This is a genomic window from Streptomyces sp. LN549, assembly GCF_043203805.1.
GTDB lineage: Bacteria > Actinomycetota > Actinomycetes > Streptomycetales > Streptomycetaceae > Streptomyces.
Genome location: NZ_JAZHRI010000002.1, coordinates 2665598 through 2684836, shown reverse-complemented (window position 1 = coordinate 2684836; position 19239 = coordinate 2665598). Strand labels below are relative to the sequence as shown.

23 protein-coding genes are annotated in these 19239 nt (G+C 69.0%); 1 reads left to right on the top strand and 22 read right to left on the bottom strand.

Annotation, left to right across the window (positions count from 1 at the left end; all coding sequences use genetic code 11):
* Positions 1 to 22 precede the first annotated feature (22 nt).
* On the top strand, positions 23 to 1063 hold the full coding sequence (locus tag SH922_RS11985) for a helix-turn-helix domain-containing protein (RefSeq protein WP_393057762.1): 1041 nt from the start codon (positions 23 to 25) through the stop codon (positions 1061 to 1063).
* Here the strand turns inward: SH922_RS11985 and SH922_RS11980 are convergent.
* The 22 genes from SH922_RS11980 to SH922_RS11875 form a co-directional block, all read right to left on the bottom strand.
* Positions 1060 to 1269, bottom strand: coding sequence for a hypothetical protein (locus SH922_RS11980; RefSeq protein ID WP_393057760.1), 210 nt, complete (start codon positions 1267 to 1269; stop codon positions 1060 to 1062). The two genes, SH922_RS11985 and SH922_RS11980, sit on opposite strands and share 4 nt — an antisense overlap.
* 165 nt (positions 1270 to 1434) lie before the next feature.
* Positions 1435 to 1971, bottom strand: coding sequence for an endonuclease VII domain-containing protein (locus tag SH922_RS11975; protein ID WP_393063536.1), 537 nt, complete (start codon positions 1969 to 1971; stop codon positions 1435 to 1437).
* Positions 1972 to 2096: 125 nt separating this feature from the next.
* Positions 2097 to 2774, bottom strand: a complete 678-nt coding sequence (locus tag SH922_RS11970) for a collagen-like protein (RefSeq protein ID WP_393057758.1) — start codon at positions 2772 to 2774, stop codon at positions 2097 to 2099.
* Positions 2771 to 3037, bottom strand: a complete 267-nt coding sequence (locus SH922_RS11965) for a hypothetical protein (protein ID WP_393057755.1) — start codon at positions 3035 to 3037, stop codon at positions 2771 to 2773. Before SH922_RS11965 ends, SH922_RS11970 begins: the two co-directional genes overlap by 4 nt.
* 29 nt (positions 3038 to 3066) lie before the next feature.
* Positions 3067 to 3303 (bottom strand): holin, encoded by a 237-nt coding sequence (locus SH922_RS11960; protein WP_393057753.1) that lies wholly within the window; start codon positions 3301 to 3303, stop codon positions 3067 to 3069.
* A 3-nt stretch (positions 3304 to 3306) separates the two neighbouring features.
* Complete coding sequence (locus SH922_RS11955; protein ID WP_393057751.1) at positions 3307 to 4122, bottom strand: N-acetylmuramoyl-L-alanine amidase; 816 nt, start codon at positions 4120 to 4122, stop codon at positions 3307 to 3309.
* A gap of 65 nt (positions 4123 to 4187) precedes the next feature.
* On the bottom strand, positions 4188 to 4685 hold the full coding sequence (locus tag SH922_RS11950) for a hypothetical protein (RefSeq protein ID WP_393057748.1): 498 nt from the start codon (positions 4683 to 4685) through the stop codon (positions 4188 to 4190).
* A gap of 8 nt (positions 4686 to 4693) precedes the next feature.
* On the bottom strand, positions 4694 to 7429 hold the full coding sequence (locus SH922_RS11945; RefSeq protein ID WP_393057746.1) for a hypothetical protein: 2736 nt from the start codon (positions 7427 to 7429) through the stop codon (positions 4694 to 4696).
* Between the two features lie 5 nt (positions 7430 to 7434).
* Complete coding sequence (locus tag SH922_RS11940) at positions 7435 to 7734, bottom strand: hypothetical protein (protein ID WP_393057744.1); 300 nt, start codon at positions 7732 to 7734, stop codon at positions 7435 to 7437.
* The gene (locus tag SH922_RS11935) at positions 7727 to 10285 is read right to left on the bottom strand and encodes a phage tail tape measure protein (RefSeq protein ID WP_393057742.1); all 2559 of its coding nucleotides are present in this window, start codon (positions 10283 to 10285) and stop codon (positions 7727 to 7729) included. The genes SH922_RS11940 and SH922_RS11935 overlap by 8 nt, the downstream gene beginning before the upstream one ends.
* A gap of 154 nt (positions 10286 to 10439) precedes the next feature.
* On the bottom strand, positions 10440 to 10850 hold the full coding sequence (locus SH922_RS11930; protein ID WP_393057740.1) for a hypothetical protein: 411 nt from the start codon (positions 10848 to 10850) through the stop codon (positions 10440 to 10442).
* Between the two features lie 15 nt (positions 10851 to 10865).
* Positions 10866 to 11375 (bottom strand): hypothetical protein, encoded by a 510-nt coding sequence (locus SH922_RS11925; protein ID WP_393057738.1) that lies wholly within the window; start codon positions 11373 to 11375, stop codon positions 10866 to 10868.
* The gene (locus SH922_RS11920; protein WP_393057736.1) at positions 11375 to 11785 is read right to left on the bottom strand and encodes a hypothetical protein; all 411 of its coding nucleotides are present in this window, start codon (positions 11783 to 11785) and stop codon (positions 11375 to 11377) included. Before SH922_RS11920 ends, SH922_RS11925 begins: the two co-directional genes overlap by 1 nt.
* A gap of 6 nt (positions 11786 to 11791) precedes the next feature.
* The gene (locus SH922_RS11915; protein ID WP_393057734.1) at positions 11792 to 12526 is read right to left on the bottom strand and encodes a hypothetical protein; all 735 of its coding nucleotides are present in this window, start codon (positions 12524 to 12526) and stop codon (positions 11792 to 11794) included.
* A gap of 2 nt (positions 12527 to 12528) precedes the next feature.
* Positions 12529 to 12972 (bottom strand): hypothetical protein, encoded by a 444-nt coding sequence (locus SH922_RS11910; RefSeq protein WP_393057732.1) that lies wholly within the window; start codon positions 12970 to 12972, stop codon positions 12529 to 12531.
* A gap of 9 nt (positions 12973 to 12981) precedes the next feature.
* Positions 12982 to 13572 carry a phage gp6-like head-tail connector protein gene (locus tag SH922_RS11905; RefSeq protein ID WP_393057730.1) on the bottom strand — a complete coding sequence of 197 codons (591 nt, stop codon included), beginning with the start codon at positions 13570 to 13572 and terminating at the stop codon, positions 12982 to 12984.
* Between the two features lie 9 nt (positions 13573 to 13581).
* Positions 13582 to 13812, bottom strand: coding sequence for a hypothetical protein (locus SH922_RS11900; protein ID WP_393057728.1), 231 nt, complete (start codon positions 13810 to 13812; stop codon positions 13582 to 13584).
* A gap of 59 nt (positions 13813 to 13871) precedes the next feature.
* Positions 13872 to 15134: a phage major capsid protein gene (locus SH922_RS11895; protein WP_393057726.1), complete on the bottom strand. Its 1263-nt coding sequence runs from the start codon at positions 15132 to 15134 to the stop codon at positions 13872 to 13874.
* Between the two features lie 89 nt (positions 15135 to 15223).
* Entirely contained in the window at positions 15224 to 15919 is a 696-nt protein-coding gene (locus tag SH922_RS11890; protein ID WP_393057724.1) for an HK97 family phage prohead protease, read from the bottom strand.
* Positions 15920 to 15936: 17 nt separating this feature from the next.
* Complete coding sequence (locus tag SH922_RS11885) at positions 15937 to 17109, bottom strand: phage portal protein (RefSeq protein ID WP_393057722.1); 1173 nt, start codon at positions 17107 to 17109, stop codon at positions 15937 to 15939.
* A 12-nt stretch (positions 17110 to 17121) separates the two neighbouring features.
* Complete coding sequence (locus SH922_RS11880; protein WP_393057721.1) at positions 17122 to 18681, bottom strand: terminase; 1560 nt, start codon at positions 18679 to 18681, stop codon at positions 17122 to 17124.
* Positions 18647 to 19234 carry a helix-turn-helix domain-containing protein gene (locus SH922_RS11875; protein ID WP_393057720.1) on the bottom strand — a complete coding sequence of 196 codons (588 nt, stop codon included), beginning with the start codon at positions 19232 to 19234 and terminating at the stop codon, positions 18647 to 18649. Before SH922_RS11875 ends, SH922_RS11880 begins: the two co-directional genes overlap by 35 nt.
* Between the last annotated feature and the right edge of the window lie 5 nt (positions 19235 to 19239).

Sequence of the window (19239 nt, the reverse complement as noted above, 5' to 3'; positions counted from 1 at the left end):
CAGCCGGGCGTATCGTCCCCGCATGAGTAGTCGGGGACTCTGGGCAGACGTTGCCCTGCGCGCCGCGTGGGCGCGTCAGGACTGGGCCGCCATCCTTCGCGAGTACCGCCGCGCCGCCGGGTTATCCCAGCGTGGTCTGGAGTCGCTCGTGGGCATGCCGCAGCCGCACATTTCCGCGATCGAGTCGGGCCGCCGGCAGGTGACGTCAGCCGAGGTACGCGCCCGCATCACCGAAGGACTCAGCGTGCCCCCAGAGCTCACGATGGTTGCTGCCCGGCCGGACCTTGACGACTGGGCGCCGCCCACCGAGCTGCGCGACCGGATCGCGCACGGGCACGCCACCGGCCGTACCGACCTGCGTACCGCGGACTGGATCGGCGAGGTCCTCGCCCGCCACCGCCGTGCCGAGGACGAGGTAGGCGGCCTGGACTTGTGGCCCGTTGTGCGCTCCCAGCTCGATGCCGTGACCCGACTGCTCCCTGGGACGACCGGTCCGGCCGCGGACCGACTGCTGCTCCTCGCCGCCGAGCACGCGCACTGGCTGTCGTGGGTTGCCGCTCAACAGAACCGGCCCGGTGTCGCCCTCGCCTGGATCGACCTCGCGCACGGGTGGGCGGTCGACGGCGGGCACACCGACATGGCGTCGTGGGTGCACCGCATCCGCTCGTACTACAGCCTGCGCCACGGCGACCCCGTCAGGGCGCTCCGCACCGCAGAGGCCGCGCGCCTTACGATCGGCCTGTCTCCGGCCGCAGCCTCAACCGCCTCGCACCAGGCGGCAGCCGCAGCCGCTGCGGTCGGCGAGCGGGACCGGGCCCGGCGCCTCGCCGACGAGGCCCTCGCCCTCGCCCTTCAGGCTGTCGAGGAGGAGGACCGGCCGGGCTGGCTGTACTGGCTCACCCCCGCCCGGGCCATGCTCCAGCTCGCCGACACCGCGTACAGCTGCCGGGACTGGCAAGCCGCCGCCGACGGGATCCGGGCCGCGCTCCCCGAGCTCGTCGGCTACCCCCGTGACCACGCCTACTACCAGGCCCGATTGGAAGACGCGGCCCGCCGGGTCTAGTTCTCGCCGGGCGCCCGCACGGACAGGATCGCCACCCCAGACCCGGCAGGCAGCAGCGCCTGCACGGTGGAGTGGATGGTGGCCACGGTGGGCTGCTCGCCAGGGACGTCGACGAGGTGCTCGCGCTGTTCGAGGCTGCCCGGCTCGTAGTCGTCGGGGCCGACGCCGGGCGGAATGATCATGTACCGGATCTTGTACTCGCTCATGGCGACCGATCGTAGCGGGGGCTGCGGACACGCGAGCGCCCTCCTGGATGTCGGGTCCGGGAGGGCGCTCCCGCCAGAGTAGCGGGGCCAGTTGGGCCCTGTCCCCGGACGCACGAAAGCGCCCCTCCCGCCCGAAGGCAGAAGGGGCGCAACGAGGGAAGCGGGCTACGTGTCCAGCAGGTATGCAGCAGCTGATGTGGCTGCTGCCGGGTTGTCGCGGAGGAAGCCGAGGGCCAGATTGCATTCCCGGCAAAGCAGGCCTCGCACCTCGCCCGTCTTGTGATCGTGATCAACGACTAGGAGATCGGGACAGTATCCGCAAATGCGGCATGCCCCACCCTGTTCGCTGACCATCGCTTCGTACCGTTCTTCAGTGAGCCCGTACTGCTTCAGCCGCCAACTGCGGCTTGACTTGCGTGCATTCTTTCGGTGACGTGGACGAGCGCGAAGGTCCTGCACGATCCGCTCAAGCCGCTTCGCCTTGCACTCATTGCCCCGACCGACCCCGACCCTGATTGGAACCCGCGGCCCGCAAATTGAGCAGTCTGCCACCCCCGCCACAGGATCAGCGTTCGATAGCGAGTGGGTAGGGCGCAGAGAGAGTTCGAGCTGGAGAGGGGGCAGAGTGCCCGCCCGCCGACCTTGCCCGTAGTGCGTGGCGCACAACCCCCGGGCCGTGCGCTTCTTCTTGCATGCGCGCATGGAGCAGATAAGCTCACTCACGCGTCACCTCCTACTTAGGTGATCGCAGAGCCCTCGGATGTTGACGCATCCGGGGGCTCACTGGTATCTCAATTCTACCTGGAACCACCGACATTGGGCGTTGTTCATGTGCGTCTGCGGTCCACGGGCAGGCCGAGGATCGTCGTGTTCGACGTCGGGTCCGGGGCGGTCGGGGTGTCGCGCCGACACATCAGCCCATCCGGATCACCCGGCGGTGGCTGGAGGCTGTACCCGGGCGGGCATGTCTGGCCGTCACGGCCGTCCTTCCCGTCCGTGCCGTCCTTGCCCGCGGGCCCGGGTGCACCCGCTGGTCCCTGCTCGCCCTGCGGTCCAGCCGGGCCGACGGGACCGACGGGGCCAGCCGCGCCCGGGACGCCAGCAGAACCGTCCAGCCCAGACGCACCCGACGGGCCCGGGGTCGGGGTACCTGCCGCGCCGGTGGCGCCGCGCTCGCCCTGCTCTCCTCGAGGACCGGGCGGTCCGGGGATCGGTACGGGCACTTCTGCTCGAGCGGGCAGATCCTCCACCGCGTCCCCCGGGTCGGGTGCGGCCGGGGTGCCACCTCGAGCTTGGACCTGCGCGCGCAGCGTCCGCACGTCGGTAGCCAGGGTGCTAACGGCGGCACCGCGGCGGTCCGCCTCGGCCGCCAGCTGGTCCCCGCGCGCCTCCGCCTTGTCGATCTGGAGGAACGCAATCGCGATCGCGCCGCCCAGGAAGAGGAGCGCCGCCACGACCCAGAGGCCGCGGCGGCGCCGGTAGAACAGATGCTCCGTCCTCGTCATGGCGTCCCCCCGAGCTGGGCGACGAGCATCCGCAGGCGCGTCGTCTCCGCCTTCTCAGCGGCCAACTCGGCGCGCAGGGCAGCCACGTCGGAGCGCAACTCTGTCCGCTCCTCCTGCAACTGGTCCGTCAGACTGTTGTATCCGTTCAACGCTCCGCCCTCCCGGGTCGCCCGCGCCGCGCCCCGGGACCCGTAGGCGGCCGCTGCCGCGGCGAACAGCGAGGCCAGCACAGCGGCCAGCGCCCCGACCATGGCAGCGTCCATACGTACTCCCGTGGTGCTCGGTGGGCAGCTCAGACGCCCTTGGCGAGCGGGTCGGCAACATCGCGCGGCGTGTGCTTCGCCTTCCACCCGGCGAGGAACGCGAGCCCCGCCGGGACCAGCGCGAGCACCGGGGCCTGAAGCCACGCCGGCAGGGAGCCGAGCAGCGACGCGTCCGCCTGCACGTCGTTGAGGACGGCGACGGCCAGGCCGACGAGGAACGTTACGGTCGTGCTCGCCTTAACCTTGGTTTCGATGGGTGCAGCCATGGGTCAGCCCTCCGTGTTGATGTTGACGTCGATGACGGCGGACTCGATCGCGGCAGTGACGGCAGCAACGACCGTCGCGGTGTCGACGCCCTTGCCGACGAGCTTGGCCAGCGCGGTGATGGCCGCGGCCTGCCCAGTCAGTCGCTTGTCCATGGACCGGACGCGGGCCTGCGTGTCCCGCAGCACGGAGAGCGCCTGCCAGGTGGGGTTCGTCTTGAGGTCGGCCGCGTCGGACGGGGCCGCGATGCCGTCCGTCTTCCACACGGCGTTGAAGATGTCGGTCTTGGTGATGCCCGCCATGGGGTCTTCCTCCTGAGTCGGTCCGGCCACGAGCCTCTTGGCCCTGGCCACAACTTCCGGCAGCTGCGCGACGATTCGGGCGCCAGGGCACGACGCGTGCCCGCCCCATTCGGAGCCGCCCATCGCGTGGTAGCCCAGGCCCCTGTCACTCGGCCCGGTCGCGAGGCGCAGCGGTACGCCGTACTTCTTGTGCGCCCACGCCAGCACCTGCGCGTTCCGGTCCAGCTGCGCGTCGGTCAGGACGTCACCGCCCTGCCCCTCGTTCTCCACCGACAGCCACGTCCGGTTGCCGGCCGACTGCGCCCACGCCCGGTCAGCGGTATCCACCCACTGCCGCAGCGCGCCCGCCTTGCCCGTACCGAAGTGGCTGCTGGCTTGCGCGGTCGGGTTGTCGAACCACGCCTGTGACCCTTCGAGGCTGCCCGCCATGATGTGGACGACGACGCCACGAACCTCGTCCTGGCCGTCGGCAGTGAAGTTCCGAACGGAGTGCCACACGGCACCCGGCATACGAGCCATCGAGCCCTCCAGGGCATACGAAAGCCCCGGCCAACAGGCTCGGGGCGTCAGGTGTACGGGGTGGATCAGGCGGCGCGGTACTGGAATTGACCGTGGAGCGTGTGGCCGTTCGCCCAGGTCCACGGCGACAGCGAGTCGATCAGGCCGACCAGGGAGACCGCGGTCGCGTCGACTCGGCCTGAGTCGACGGAGATGCGGAGCGTCGTGGACGTGTTGGCCTGGAAACGGCCGATCAACGTCGCGTTGTCGCTCATCCTCATGCTGACGAACCCCAAGGTGTCGCCAGACGATGCAGCACTGGCCACCGGCAGCCCGAAAACCCAGTTGTCGGACGACAGGGCACCGACCCCAAAGTTCGTCGTCGATCCAAACTGAATGTCGAACGAGCACACGACCAAGCCACCGGTCTGGCAGTAGTCGCACGCCACCGAAGCGTTCCCCAGTGAGGGCAGATGGAGCCCGGTCGTCGTCGACCACGTCGGCGTCCACGTCGACCACGTCGGGGTGATCTCAGCGAGACGCCCCGCCGTGATAGTCATGCCGGCCTGCCATTGCAGCGCCACGGTTCCTCCTACAAAGCGACGATGGACGGGACGGTGAGACGCACATCCGTGCCGCTGGTCTGGGATTTGACGATCCCGTTGACGGACCGGGTGACGGTGAAGGTCTGTGGCGACGACGCCCCGGAGATCGCGGTTACCGTCATCTGCTCTCCGCCGATGGTCACGGCGAAGGGAAAATCTGCCGGGGCCGCGGCCGTTGTCACCCAGACGGGGCCCGACGTCGTTGCCACAGACAGCGTCGTTGCCGTCGACGTAGCCGCGGACGCCAGAGACGACCCATCCGTGTCCGCACGGCCAAGGACCGCATCACCCACGACCCCCACCCGCCACGGAGCGGCGGGCGCGCAGTTGAAAATGAGCGACCACTCGAACTGATCGAGGACTTCGGTGTACCCGCGGATGTGCTGATCGATGGTGGCCGGGGGCAGCCACGCCGGCGGGTTACTGATCTGGAGCCGGTCCCCGATGTCGAGGGCGAGCACCGTATCGACGAGGTGCGGTGCGGCATGGAGCCACACCGCGATCGTGGGGTAGCGGGCCTCGTCGACTGTTCCGAGGTGAACCCGCCATCCGGCGATCTGCTGGGGCTGCGTGTCGTCGTACAGCGACAGCGTGACCGCCTCGTCGTACGGGCCGACCCCGGCGGGAGGCGGGTTCACGGACAGAGGGCCTGTGTCCTGCACGACCCGCCCGGACGACCCGCCAGACCGGCTCACGGTCACGTCGTTGCGGATCTTCTGGTCGTCCTCGGTCGGCTCCAGCGGCGGCGGAACCTCCCCCTTGGCGTTGTAGTTCAGGGCCAGGGCGACTCGCTGGTTGTACAGCGACGCCCGGTCTCGGTAGACGAGCGCGGCCCGGTCGAGGCGCTCGTACAGGATCCCCCCGTCCGTCTCCTCAGCCTCACCCAGAAGGTCGATGAGTGTGTTCGGGCGCTGCGGGCCCATGCGCTCCGACCCCAGCCCGGTGTCCCCGTCGAGCCACGACAGGTCCAGCTGTGCGGCCTCCTCACTGGCGAGCCGGGACATACGGTTCAGGGCTGTTTCGCCGGAGAAGCCATGGTCGGCCTGCACGTAGGCGGCGGTGGTCGCTACCGGAATCACCGCAATGTGACCGACGCGCAGCCCGGTGACCGTCGATCCGAACCGGGTGCTGATCTGCGTGACCCGGCCGACCGTGCCGCTATACGTGCTGCCGATGCCTCCGGCCGGCCCGCCGATGTTGTTCCAGTCCAGCCGCCATGTGACGGTTCCACCGGACTGAGTGACGTAGAAGTGGAAGCGCTGCCAGCCCTCGAAAACGTCCGGGCCGATGGTGACGCCCTGGTCGACGACCAGGTCATCGGCGCTGTTGTACCCGTAGATGTGCGCGGACCCGGCCATCTGCTGGATCTGCCACCGCTGCACCGTGCCCGTCGCCCGCCACGATAGGAACTCGCTCATGGACGCGGGTGCTGCATCGACGGAGTACACCATGTGCACCGACCACTCCGTGGGCGTCACGGCAGGGGCGGGCACCGACCCGTCCATCGTTGCCCCGCCGTCCACTGTGGGCAGCGCGGCCGACCCGGCCAGTGTGTCGTCCTGCCCGAACCGCCACCCGGGCTGCGACACCCGCAGCGGGGTAACTCCAGCGATCGGCGAGTAGGCGAGAGTCGCCCCGTCGTCCTCCTCGCAGGGCCAGTACGCCAGCGGGGCGAACGACGGGATCCGGCGCCTCAGGGTGCTGCCCAACGCCTTCTTTCCCTGCCCCATTCGGCGCAGGATTCCGGCTGCCTCGATCGGCGTCCACACGTCCTTGCCCGACACATCCCAGCGAGGCGGCCACGCGGAGATTTCCCCCACGAACCGGTACTGCCGGTTGCTGACTCCGGCGGTCCCGGTCACGGACCAGACGCGGCCGGCCGAGTCCGTGAACCCAGCCATGCCAGGTGCTTTGGCCCGGAAGTCCGGGGATGCCACGACGGTGCCGCCGATCCCGTTCCGAACCTCGGCCCGGTGAATACGGCCGCGCAGCGGAGTCACGCTCGTTGCTGCGAGGGGCGCCAGCTCAAGAGCTGCCGTTCCTGCGTAAACGCTCGTGACCCCGGCCGCAGAGAACGGGGCCCCGATCACAGTCCACGGCCCGGCCAGGGACTCGGCCCAGTACAGGGTGGCGGTGAACCCTCCCGCGCCGTTGTTCACGTCGAGGGTGGCCCGGAGCGCGGCACGACGCGGAAGCGCTGGCAGCGGCTGCGAGGCGAACAGCGTGGTGGCGCCGTCAGCCGACCAATTCAGGATCACCGTGCTGTCTGCGATCCGGAGCAGGTACGACTTCTGCGACGTGGCGGTGATCCACTTCCCGGTGAGGGCCTGAGACCCGGCCGCGTACCAGTCCGCCGTCGCCTCCACCCGGATATCGATGTCCCCAACGATGTCGAGGGCGGCCACGTCCGGTGTCGTGGCGACACCGGACGTAGTCCCGTCCAACGCGAGATACGACTCCGACCCGGGCACGGACACCCGCACCGGCGTGTTCCTGCCGATCAGCCCGAAGTAGGGGCTCATCGGGTTGCGCGGGCTGTACCTCCCTGAGCGGTTGTTCAGGGTCAGGGAGCAGGTGGACGGCTCAGTGCTGGACGCCTCGTCCGCCGTACCCCGACTGATCGTGATCGGGTCCCGGGTGTACGTGTCCGCAGTGACGTCAACCCAGGTACCACCAACCTGGATCTCCGTCCGCACGTCCAACGGGGTCGAAGGAAACACCACGTCAGCTACCCCTTCCCTGTGCCGAATGCGACCTGGACACTGCCTCGCCCGTCCTTACGGACGATGCCGCGGAGGAGCCGCTTCATCTCCTCGGGCCCGGCCACCTCGATACGAACCACGCTGGTGTTCGCTCCGGTCATCAGGGGCGCCGCCTGTGTGGGGCTCATCTGCCGGCCGACCGCCTGAGTGCTGGCGGCCGAGGGCGGCTGGACCACGGTGGCCATCGCCCTGTCGAGTGCGGCCTGCCCGTCGGCCATGCCCTCCATGATTCCGGCGGGGACCATCGAGCCGACCTGGTCAGCCATGACGCGGCTCGGCGAGTTGGATGCCCAGCGCCTTTTTGATCGCCTTCGCCATGCTGGTGGCGATGCCGGTCATCTGCTTCTCAATCTGCTTCTGCTGGGACTTGAGCCCCGACACCAGGCCGTTCGCTGCCTGGATCCCCGCCCCGTACATGGCCGTCCCTGCCGTGCTGCCCGCCTGGGTGGCAGCGGTGACCAGCTGCCCCTGCGTTGCGTTGATCTGGCCGATCTGCGACTTGGACGCTGTTGCGAGAGCGGCGGCCGCACCGGATCCCTGCTCGACCCCGGCCTGCGCAATCTGTGCGATCAGGTCGGAGCGGACGCCCTTCTTCTTCAGCGTCGCGAGCTGGGTGGCGAACTGCTTCGCCTGCTGCATCTTCGTCGTCAGCGTCGCCAGGATCGACGACGCACTGACCGGCCCCTCCGAACTGGACGTGATGTTCGCCGAGTCGAGGACGCCCTTTTTGACGTCCGCGGCGAGCTTGTCGCGGGCCTTGATCTGGTCGGCGAGGGCCTTCGTCGCGGTTTTGATACGGCCCGCGAGTGAGACCTCCTTGTTTGCCAGGGCCACCAGCTGAGCGTTACCCGTGGCGATTTTCGCGAGAGCGGCAGAGCGCTTCTTGCCCGGGGCGAGCCCGTCGCGCACGATGTCGGCCAGCTTCCGGGACGCCGCCCGGACCTGCTTCGACGACCCAGTCAGACCATCGACGAGACCGCGCGCGATCCACTTGCCCTGCGCCTTCGTCACCTTCGAGGGGCTCGCGATTCCCAAGGCCTTCGCGATCGGGCCAGGGATCATGCTCTTGGCCCAGCCCATGAGCTTGCTGTAGATCCAGCTGCCCATGCCCTGGATGCCGTTCCAGAGGCCCTGGACGACGTTCTTGCCCTTCTCGTACAGCAGCGAGCTCACGTTGCCCAAGCCCTTGGCGATGCGCCCAGGCAGGCCGGTTACCCAGACGACAAGGTTGGCCGCCTTGATGATCGCGGCGTCCTTGAAGCGCTGGAACGCGCCCGACGCGGATGTCCACAGTCGCCCGGCCAGCGACGCCACGGCCCGAATGATGCGCCCCGGGAGACCGGTCACCCACACGACGAGTTGCGCCGCCTTGATGATCGCGGCATCTTTCGCGTTACCGAACCACGTGCCGAACCGGCCGGGCAGCTCGCCAAACCAGTTCAGGATGCTCCCGACCTGCTCAACAGCCCACGAGGTGGCGGTAGTGATGCCGCCCCAGATGGTCGTCCACAGGGTCTGGAACCACGTGGTTTTCGTCGCGATGAGAACGATGACCGCGATCAGGGCCACGATGCCGACGATGATCCACGTGATCGGTGAGGCGAACAGAGCGCTGTTCCACAGCCACTGTGCGCCCGTCGCCACCGTCGTAGCCGCAGACCACACAGCCTGGGCAGCAGCCCACGCCATCATCGCCCCACGCACCACCAGAACCGTCGCAGCGATCCCGCCCAGCGTGTACGCCAGCGGCTCCATGAGCTGCTGGTTCTCCATCGCGAAATCAACGAACGTGCCCGTCACCGCAGCCAGTTTCTGGATGGCCTGCCGCTTGAACTTCTCCAGCGCGGCCGCCGGGGTGTCGCCCACGGTCTTCGCCATCTTGCCGGCCGCGCCGCCAACCTTCCCCAGAGCAGCCACCGCACTGGACGGGTCCAGCGCAAACAGCGACTGCCCGAGGTCCTCGGCCTTGGTGCCGAACAGGGCCACCGCGGCAGCCTGCTGGGCTACCGGGTCATGCATGGCGCGCAGCTTGCCCAGGACCACGTCGAGCCCTGCTGTGGCCTTGTCGCCGCCCTGCCCGATCTGGGCAGTCATGGCCTTTGCGTTCAGGCCCAGTGCCTTGAACCCGACCGCCGATTTCGCGGACCCGTCGACTGCTCGGATCGAGAATTCCTTGATGGCGTCGGCCACCGTGTCCGCGTCCCGGGCGCCGGCCTTGAGGCCCTGGGAGAGCAGTCCCGTAGCGGTCTCCCCATCGAGCCCGAACTTCCGGAACTGGGTGCCGTACTCGGTCATGGTGTCCAACAAATCCCCGGCCTTGTCCGTGCCGGTCTGGAACCCGCGGGCCAGAATGTCGAGCGCCTCGTCCGCGTTGTCCGCCAACCCGGTTTTGATCATCTGCCCGGCCGCGGCTGTCGTGCCCGCAAGGTCCTGATCGAACGTCTGGGCCAAGGCCATCACTTTGGTGGTGACACCCTCCAACCCACCCTCGGCCTGGGACGTGTCCCCGATCTGCTGGTACACGCCCTTGATGGCCTCGTTCACCTCGGCGGTGGACTCGCCCCACGCGTTCCCGTAGACGCTGGCCGACACCTTCGACAGCTCAGCGGCCTCTGCTGGCCCGACACCCAACTGGGCCGTCAGCTTCGCGTTCGCGGCCTCCATGTCGAGGTTCGCCGCGACCCCAACACCGAGGGCCACACCGATGCCCGCACCAATCGTCGCGGACGCTGCGGTGATCCGGTCGCCCATCCGCTGCACAGTCGCCGACGCCCGGTCGCGGGCGACCAGGTTGAACACCAGGGACGTATCCGACACAGCAGCTCACCTCTTCAGTTGTTGGCGGCGGCCTCGTCGGTGGCCCGCTTGTAGTCGTCCAGCCAATCGAGCACCGCATCCGTGGCGTCCACGGTCATCAGGGCCCACTCCCACGGGCGGATCCCGAGGAGGTGGGCAGCGTTGCCGAGCTGCGTCAGTCGGCGATCGGCAGCAGCGCTTTTCCCGTGGCCTCGGTGTCGTCGAAGGCGTCCGCCATCTCCTTGTCGATCATGGCAAGGGACGTCGCCAGCTCGTCACCGTGCTGGCTGTCCAGCACGCTCACCCGCATCTGCTCCCACTCCTGGCGGGAGTACTCCAGCGTCAGCTCGTCCCACGCGAAATCGACGTCCTCGAACCTGGTCTTCGGGTGCTCGCGCCGCAGGTAGGTGAAGAGGAGTGCGCGCCGGCACAGGGAGTTGCCCTGAAGGACATCGGTGGTGAACGTGGCGAAGTTCCGGCCGGTACGGCGTTCCAGGTCCTCCCGCTCCACGCTCATGAGCTTGCGCGGGTCGTACCTCCACCGGGTCGGCTCCGGCTGACCCTCGGGCTGGTAGACGAGGAACATGGCTCTCTCTCTTCTTCATCGGGCCCGCGACGCCAGCCGCCGGGCCATGGATTCCATCGCTTCGTGCACTGCGGCGTGGTAGGTCGCGGCGTCGTTCTCGAATGCCTCGTCGAACCACTGGCGCTTACCGACCTGGGTGCGCCACGGTTCGTGGCCCCAGGTGAGAGTCCGCCACCCGCCATCGCGGCGGTTCGTGCGCTTCGGCGCGTTCGCGAAACCGCGGAGCCCAGGCGTTTTGAAGGCCTTCACGCGGGCGCCGGTCCAGCGACCACCGAGCTTGACCTCGGGGCGGATCTTCTTCGCGATCGTGGACCGCAGACCGGCACCCATTCCGGTGCCGGCCGACGGCATCGCCATGATCGACGACTTGGCCTGTGCGGCCCCGGGGCGCAAGGCGTCGCGCATGTTCTTCGCCAGCTCCTTGCGGAGCTCCTTGCCGTCCTCCTCGCGGCGGATCGCCCGGACCAGGGCATCAAGGCCTTCATGGGTGACCTGGAGGTCGATCGGTGGGCGGCCGGAGGCCATCAGGCGACCGCGCGGGCCACGGCTCCCGACGTCGGGTAGCCGACCGAGACGGACGCCTCGTCGCCAACGGAGCCCTCGATCGGGTTCCAGCCGTTGATCAGGACGTTGCCGGTCCACTCGGGGTTGGATGCGCCCTTGACCGCGCTGTCGAGGCGGACCACGAAGGGGACGACGGTGCCCAGCAAGGGCCACATGATGCTGTCGATCTTCGTTGCGGCAACGTCCTGGAGGAACTCCAGCGACAGCTCACCGCTCTTGAGTCCGCCGAGGACTTCCTTCCACCCGAGGGACGCGTAGGTGGTGACCTCCTTGTCCTCCACCTCCACCGTGAGTTCCGCCTTGCGGGTGTACGAGGAAAGGTCTGTTCCGCCGATGCTGACGAACGCCGCCAGCAGAACCATCTTTGCCATGGTCAGTCACCTGATTCCGAGAGAGACAGCGAACATGAACGAGGGCGTTGTCCCGGACACGGTCCAGGCGACGCGGTAGTACGTATCGGTGATGGCCGACCCGTCCGTGCGGAGGATCTGGCCCCCAGGCACGGTCGCCGCAGTGAACGACAGCCGGGACGTGGGGGTCGTCATGCCAGCCGCGTCGTCCGATTCGACGGACAGCGTGATTGACGGAGTCGTGCCCGCGGCCGACAGAACGTGCACGGCGGCGTACAGGCGTTTCCCGGCGGGGATGGCGCCCAACTGGATCGCGGTGCCGTTGCCGGTCGCGGTCCGGGCGGTGCCGGGCGGGTGGGCGATCTGCCCACGCACCAGCGGCCACGAGCTCTTGACGGTGCCCGTCCACGGGGCGACTTCGCCGACCGCGTCGCCGACGTTGTAGTCGGCGCGCATCCCGGACGTGATGTACGCCAGCGCGCCCACCACGGAGTCCGTAGGGCAGACGGTGTACGGACCGATCCCGCCCAGGGCGGCCCAGGAGGCATCGTCAACCTTCGACGGGTCCCCGGCCTCCCACTGGCCCTCGGCCGAGATCTCGGCCGAGCCGAGCCCGCCGATCACTTCCTTCCACCCGGCCGAGCGGTAGTTGGTGGTCTCCTTGTCCTCGATCTCCGAGGACAGTTCGATCTTGTTGGAGGCGCCGGACAGATCGGCACCCGGCGCGAAAAGCCTGGCATCGAGCAACACGAACTTGGCCACGGCTACCCCTCTCCGATGATCTTGATGATGAATTCGGCGCCCACGTACTGGGTGCCCTGGTGCTCGTACCAGCGGTAGCCCTGCATCCGCACCACGTGCAGGTCGTGCGCCAGGCCACCCAGCGCGTAGTCCCCAGGGGCCCCGCGCGCGGCCTCGATCGCCTGCTTCAGCGACGCAGGCCCGGACCCGTCCAGCAGGGCATCGAGGATGGCCTGAGCGCTCTTGTCGTCGGCCCGGCCGACCAGCACCCGGCAGGTCAGCTCCACCTCGTCAAGGGCACGGCCCATTGCCTTGTCGTAGTCGGTGGAGTACTCCGCACAGAAGAAGTGCGGGGCGGTCACAGCGTCCGGGACGTACCCGGACGACGTCAGTGCTCCCGTTCCGGCCGGCATGACGACGACGCGGGCCGCGTCCGCGATGGCCTCCCGTACAACTGACATCTGCATGGCGCCCCCTCACCCGAACCCAGGCAGAACGAAATGTTCGATGAGGGCCCAGACGTCGGGGTCGCGGCGGGACAGCCGCACGACACCCCACTCAGCCGACCCGGTGACGCCCTCCGGGGAGTCCTTGCGCCGGTAGAGGCGGGCGGCCTGGATCAGGGTGGCCTCGGTGATCTCGTCGGGGACCGTTGGCCAGCCCCAGGGCGCTGTCACGCGCGCCCGCGGCCCCGCGCCCCACCCGCCAGAGGCGAGCAGCAGTGCAGTGATGGGGCGGCCGCGGACGAGGGCGTTGTCCGGGGCTGTGTCGTAGTCGGTCACCGTGGCCCAGGACGAGCCCGAGCCGGTTTCCACCAGGGTCGGGGCGGCGCCCATGTCGTCGAGGAGGAGCCGTTCCCCGCCGTTGCCGCACATCACCCGGCCCGCCAGCGTGAACGTCCTGACGGACGGGACCGTGTCGAGCCAGAACCGGCGCCCGGTCGCCCGGTCAATCCCACGCGACGACGCCGCCAACGCCCCGTCCAGAAGCGCATCCCGGCTGTCGTCCGCTGCCTCGATGTTCAGGCGCGCCTTGAGCAGGTCCCGGTCGGCATACTCGTTCGCCACGGTGGCCCCCTACTTCGTGCCGGGCTTCTTCGCCGCGGTCTTCCTGGTGCTCGTCGACTCCCGCGTCTCAGCCGTGTCCGGCGCCGTCGCGGTCTCCACCTCGTCGCCCACCTCAGAGGCGATGCCGGACGCCACGAGGTGCTGCGCCTCGCCCGTGGGCAGGTCGACCACCTCGCCGGCCGGGGGCCAGTCCTCGCCGTTGCGGGTGCCGGACATGCTGATGTTCATGCGGATACGCATCTCGGTCCTCTCTCGGGAAGGGGCCGGGGCCCGGCACACGGCCGGGCCCCGGCAGGTGGTCAGGCGGCGTTACCGGCGAAGTACTTGATGGCGCCGGTGGTGTCGACCTGGTCGCCGTCGCCGCGCAGGATCGCGCGGTACGTGATCAGGTCGGTGTTGAACGCGAAGTCATCGCTGCGCTCGAAGCGGAGCGATTCGACCTGCCGCACGAAGTACGTGGAGAAGTCGCCGAACAGGATCGACTTCGCGGCCAGCGCAACGGCGGGCACGTTCGGGTCGGTGTACAGCGGCTTGCCCAGGATGGTGTCCGGGGTCGACGCGGTGAGGCCCGGCGCCCACAGGTAGTTGCCCTGCCCGGCGCCGCCGGTGCCATCCCTGAGCTTGCGGATCGACGCGACGGTGGAGTCCCGCATCAGCCACGAGCAAGACGAGCTCTGCCGGTACGGAGAGATCACCGAGTAGTACAGATCGATCAGGTCGTCACTCGATGCGGCACCCACGACGGACGCGGCACCGGTCTTACCGAGAGTTGCAGCCGTCAGCACACCGTTCGGCTGGGACGACCCGGTACCGGTCACCAGGTGCGCGCCGAACCCGTTGCCGAGCGCGCGGCCGGCCTGCATGGCGAGGTAGCCGAGCAGGTCGACGCCCGTGTCGTTCGCGAGCTCGTGCGACACCTGCAACAGGAACCCGTACTTGTACGCGTCGAGGGACACCTGGCCGAACGTCGGGTCGTTCGCGGTCAGCGTGCCGGCCTCGGCCACGATGCCCGCGGACGCGGAGTGCGCCGTGGTCTTCGGGATCTGCATCTGCTCGCCGGTCGCGGTACGCAGCACCGTCGGCCCGGTCGCGAGCACACCCGAGTTCTCGATCATGTGCTGAACGAGCCGGTTGTAGAAGCTGATCGGGACCGTGTTGCCACCCGCAGCCGCAGTCAGCTTGGACAGGGCACGCGCGTCCAGCGGCATCGGGCTGTCCGGCCGCACGTCCATGGACCGGCTACCGGACTGGCCAGTCAGCCAGGCACGGACACGGTCCACCTCGCCCTTCTCGGCACCCTTGCGGGCCTCCGGAGCGGGCTCCGTGGCCAGCAGGGACCGGAACGCCTCGAGGGCGTCCTTGTTCCGCTGCTCGGCCTCGGCCAGCTCCTTCGCGCGGGCGTCGATCTGGTCCAGCTCGGTGTTCAGCCGCTGGTAGGTCTGCTCCTCCTCAGCGGTGAGCTTGCTGTCCTCACCGCCGCGGGCCTCTGCCGCGTCGAGGAGCTCCTTGGTCTGCTCCCAGACGTTCGCGCGGCGCTCCTTGAGGCGCGTGATGTACTCCATGATTGCCCTCCCGGGGCATGACGACGACACCCGCAGCCGGTGGCTGGGGTGTCTGGTGAATGGGGTGTGGAGGTGGGTGTCGCCCTGCCTCAGAAGGTGCTGATGCGGCGCTGGTTGAGCTCAGCGCGCCGCTGCCGTAGCACCAGCGACGGGTGGGTTTCGCCCTGCCCGCCGGGTGCCAAGTCGATGGTGGTGGTGCTCTTCGGCCGGGCCAGGAAGCGGCCGAGCTCGCCCGCGTCAGCCGCGGCTCGAACCTCAGCCAGCTCAGCGCCGGCCTGCTCGGCCAGCGACCGGAGCCCGGTCGACGTGTCCATGTACGCGGGGCTGTTGACCGGGGCGACGTCGACGAGCGCGCCAGAGAGCAGGGTCCGCAGCGGGAACCCGTCCTCGGTCTGCGACCAGTCATCAGAGAACGTCCGGAACGCGAAGCTGCTGCGGCGGACGTCGCCGCGCTCCACCAGCTCCATCACGTCCGCGCGGGACGCGGGTACGTCCACGGTGTAGTCCAGGCCGGTCCCGTCGACCGCGAGCCGCAGCGTCCCGGCCTCCGACGTGCCCAGCAGCCGGTTGTCGTCGTGGTTGTACCGGGCCATGACGTCCGGCCAGCCGTCGCCCTCGCTCTTGGAGAAGAACGCCGGGTCGATCCGCTCAACGAACCCGCCCAGATTCTGGGACAGCTTGTTGAACTTCGCGGCGTACCCGCCGATCTGGCGCTTCGTCTCGCCACCGTCAGCCGCGCGGACCTCTACGAGGCCCCGGGTGAAACGGCGCTCAGCGTCGCTCATGAGAAGACCTCCTGGTCTCAGGTGCTCGCGGCCGGCGGTGCCGGTGCGGTCGTGCCGATGATGTATTCCTCGCCGCCCGCGCCCGGCGGGAGCGGGGCCATGTTCTCCAGGGCGCGGACGCCATCGCGGTTCTGCCAGCCCTGCCCGAGGGCCATGCCGTGCGCGGTGTACCGGTCCAGGACCGAGGTGCGGAGCATGGCGTCGATGTTGAACCGGACGTACTCACGGCCCGGCATGAGGCGCGTGAACGCCGACTCCAACCGCACCAGCCACGGCCGCAGGGTGCTGTTGATCAGGTCCAGCGAGTTCATCTCCACCGTGGAATAGGTGAAGCTGCCGCCGGTGTCGCCGCCCACCTTCTCGGGCGGCACCCCGTAGATCACCGCAATCTGCGTCGCGTTGAGACGCATCGACTCGATGAACTGCGACTCCTCCGGCGACACGGACAGCGCGGTGAAATCCCAGTCGCTGCCGAGGACGAGCGGCTTGCGCGAGCGGATGCGGGCCGACAGCCGATCGGAAATCTCCTCGCCCTCGTCCGGCGTCACCGTCTTGGAACTGTTCTTCAAGACCGCCGGCGGCGTACCACCGTTCACGAACCAACTGCGCCCGTACTCAGTGAGCGTCAGACCAGCGCCGATCGTCTGCGCGAACAGGGCGATCGGGGAAAGGCCAACGACGTGCCCGGGGAGGACAACCCACGGGATATGCACGATCTGGTCAGTGGGGACAACGCGACCCTGCCAGTAGTAGACCGGCCGAACGGGGTTCTGCTCGTCGACCCAGACATCGTCCGGGTTCAACCACTCCACCATCGTCGGATACCCGAGCGTGTCCCGCTGCGTGATCAGCCCATAGGCATTGCCCCTGAGCGCCATGGACAGCACGCACTTGTGGAGCCACGTGAACAGGTCACCCTGCGCGTCCGGCTGCCAGAAGAGGTCCGGTACGTAGCTCACCGGCTCCCGGGATGCCCCGTCCCGGCGGAACAGCTGCAACGGCAGGGCCGCCACGTTGTCCGCGATGATCCGCACCGACGCGAACACCGGCACCAGCGACATGGCCGTGATCGTCGAGACGGCCGCCGCCGATGGCCCGCCCGAACTCCACGGCAAGGACGTGATCGCCCGCACCGTCGCCTGGCCGAAGCGGCGAAACGGCGCCGCAAGGGCCCGTGTCCAGCGCGGCATGACCCCACCTCCTTACATGACGCTGTTGAGCACGTCGTAGTCGTCGAGCACCGTAGGACCCTTGGTCAGCAGCGCCCATCGGGCCAGCGTCACCGCGACGAGCGGCGCCACATCCGTCAGGGACTTGGTGCGATCGAGCGTCCAGGCGTCACCGACCTTGCGGGTACGGGCACCGTTCACCGCAGCCGTCAGCTGCGGTTCGCCGATATGACGAACGGTGTCCTGGTTCATCGCGTCAGCGATCTGCCCGCACGCCTCGGTCACGTCGTTCATCCGCATGACCGCCAGATGCCCACGGTGCGGCTTGTCCTTCTTCTCCGGGGCCGTAACCCCGGCCTTCACCAGAGCGTCGATCAGAGACCCGGCAGGGGCGCCGGACGAGGCGATCGCGATGACGAGCGGGTCGTGGAGTTCCTTCAGGCGCACCATCGCGGGCACCACCCACGCCGTACCGGCCCGCCGGTCCACCAGCTCCAGGTGCACCCGCCCGTCCGGCCGCCGGGAAGCAACACCGATCGAGGCGTTCGCCCGGTCCTGGGACACGTCGATCGCGAACGCCACCTCGGCCCCGCGCGTCGATGCCGCGTCGGCCAGCCCCGGCCATTGCCTCTTCGGCACGTTCGGGTCGTCAGGCGGTGTCGCCTTCCGCGTCCGGTTCAGATAGGCCCGGTCGAACTCTGCCGGGTCCAACTTCTCCAGCTCGGCCCGGATGATGTCCTCGGTCACCGTGAACCCGAGTGCCGGCAGCGCTGCCCGCCACGTCGCCGGATCATCCCGCGGCATGTCGTCCGGGGCGAACCACTCGAAGTACGCGACGCTGGGCCGCTCCCCGGTCTCCCACATCCGCTCGATGTGCTCCCGGCCAGCCGCCCGCTTCTTGTTCAGCCAAATGCTCTTCTCCGTACCGCCCGCCGACGCCCACCACAGCTGAGCCATGGCCCGCGTCAGCATCGCAGGGGAGAACGCCTGCTCCAACCGGTCATCCTCGTGCGCGAACGCCTCATCGATGATTCCGAGGTCCAACGGAGGGCCGTGGCCGGCCTTCTCCGTGTTCGCCGTGATGCCCATCAGGCTGCGCGTCGCACGCCAGATGATCGCCTCGTTGCCGTTCGACTTCCGCACCCGGATCCGCTTCGCCAGCGGCGACGCCAGAATCGTTTCGGCGAACTCGTCCTCCCACCGGGTACGGGCCATGCCGCGGGTCTGCGCCGCGTACACCACCCGCTGCCGCGGCCACGCCGCGACCCGGTGCACCTGCACCCCGAGGATCTGCTGAGTCTTGCCCTGCTGCCGAGGCACCGACAGCCCCACCTCACGGTGAGCAAACCGACCCGTCTCCGGATTGATCTCCAGGGCCACGTCCATGACGTACTTCTGCCACGGCATCGGAGGGAAGCCGAGCGCCTCCATCACCTTCCACGCCTTCGGCCCGAGGCTCGGACGCTCCGGCCGGCGCGGCGTACCCCACCGGGGCGGGCACGTCAGCCCGTACAGGTCCAGGCACTGCTCAGCGAACTCCGGCGGCGGCGCCCACGTCTCAGACAGAGCCGAGGTCCCCGAGATCGTCGTCATCGTCATCGTTCACGGCCCGCCCCTCCACCAGCGCGGCCACCGTCGCCCGCAACTCCCTCGCCAGCTGCGGCAGGATCCGCGGATCGTTCGGCACGTACACCGTTGCCCCGCACTCCTCACACGCCGCCGGCCGCTGCCCATCAATCTGCCGGGCAAGACGGAACGCCACCGCCGCGTGCGTCGGCTCCATGTCCTGCAAATCACCCAGCGCCTCGATGTCGTCGGCCAACACCGACTCCACCGGACCCGCGTCGTCGGAGCGGACCGGTACGACGAGCAGCGGGGCCACAACCGGTGCCTGCCGTCCTTCGTCGGGGAGCAGGGCGAGCACGGACACGTCGAGCACCTCGGCCAGCGCCACCAGGTCGTCAACGTCGACCCGCCGCGAGCCTGCCTCGATCCGGCTGACGATCGGCTGCGACATCGGCCGGCCCGCCGCCGTGAGCCGCGCGGTCAGTTCCTGCTGGTCCCAGCCGCGCGCCTCCCGCGCACGAGCCACCGCCTGCCCGACATGGGCACCGGCCGGGCCGATCTCCAGGGGAGTCGCAGGCATCGCAT

Bases quoted from the DNA above. Each gene is read 5' to 3' on its own strand.
- SH922_RS11985 (WP_393057762.1), top strand. From the start codon at position 23: ATGAGTAGTCGGGGACTCTGGGCAGACGTTGCCCTGCGCGCCGCGTGG.
- SH922_RS11980 (WP_393057760.1), bottom strand. From the start codon at position 1,269: ATGAGCGAGTACAAGATCCGGTACATGATCATTCCGCCCGGCGTCGGC.
- SH922_RS11975 (WP_393063536.1), bottom strand. From the start codon at position 1,971: ATGCGCGCATGCAAGAAGAAGCGCACGGCCCGGGGGTTGTGCGCCACG.
- SH922_RS11970 (WP_393057758.1), bottom strand. From the start codon at position 2,774: ATGACGAGGACGGAGCATCTGTTCTACCGGCGCCGCCGCGGCCTCTGG.
- SH922_RS11965 (WP_393057755.1), bottom strand. From the start codon at position 3,037: ATGGACGCTGCCATGGTCGGGGCGCTGGCCGCTGTGCTGGCCTCGCTG.
- SH922_RS11960 (WP_393057753.1), bottom strand. From the start codon at position 3,303: ATGGCTGCACCCATCGAAACCAAGGTTAAGGCGAGCACGACCGTAACG.
- SH922_RS11955 (WP_393057751.1), bottom strand. From the start codon at position 4,122: ATGGCTCGTATGCCGGGTGCCGTGTGGCACTCCGTTCGGAACTTCACT.
- SH922_RS11940 (WP_393057744.1), bottom strand. From the start codon at position 7,734: ATGGCTGACCAGGTCGGCTCGATGGTCCCCGCCGGAATCATGGAGGGC.
- SH922_RS11930 (WP_393057740.1), bottom strand. From the start codon at position 10,850: ATGTTCCTCGTCTACCAGCCCGAGGGTCAGCCGGAGCCGACCCGGTGG.
- SH922_RS11925 (WP_393057738.1), bottom strand. From the start codon at position 11,375: ATGGCCTCCGGCCGCCCACCGATCGACCTCCAGGTCACCCATGAAGGC.
- SH922_RS11920 (WP_393057736.1), bottom strand. From the start codon at position 11,785: ATGGCAAAGATGGTTCTGCTGGCGGCGTTCGTCAGCATCGGCGGAACA.
- SH922_RS11910 (WP_393057732.1), bottom strand. From the start codon at position 12,972: ATGCAGATGTCAGTTGTACGGGAGGCCATCGCGGACGCGGCCCGCGTC.
- SH922_RS11900 (WP_393057728.1), bottom strand. From the start codon at position 13,812: ATGCGTATCCGCATGAACATCAGCATGTCCGGCACCCGCAACGGCGAG.
- SH922_RS11895 (WP_393057726.1), bottom strand. From the start codon at position 15,134: ATGGAGTACATCACGCGCCTCAAGGAGCGCCGCGCGAACGTCTGGGAG.
- SH922_RS11890 (WP_393057724.1), bottom strand. From the start codon at position 15,919: ATGAGCGACGCTGAGCGCCGTTTCACCCGGGGCCTCGTAGAGGTCCGC.
- SH922_RS11885 (WP_393057722.1), bottom strand. From the start codon at position 17,109: ATGCCGCGCTGGACACGGGCCCTTGCGGCGCCGTTTCGCCGCTTCGGC.
- SH922_RS11880 (WP_393057721.1), bottom strand. From the start codon at position 18,681: ATGACGACGATCTCGGGGACCTCGGCTCTGTCTGAGACGTGGGCGCCG.
- SH922_RS11875 (WP_393057720.1), bottom strand. From the start codon at position 19,234: ATGCCTGCGACTCCCCTGGAGATCGGCCCGGCCGGTGCCCATGTCGGG.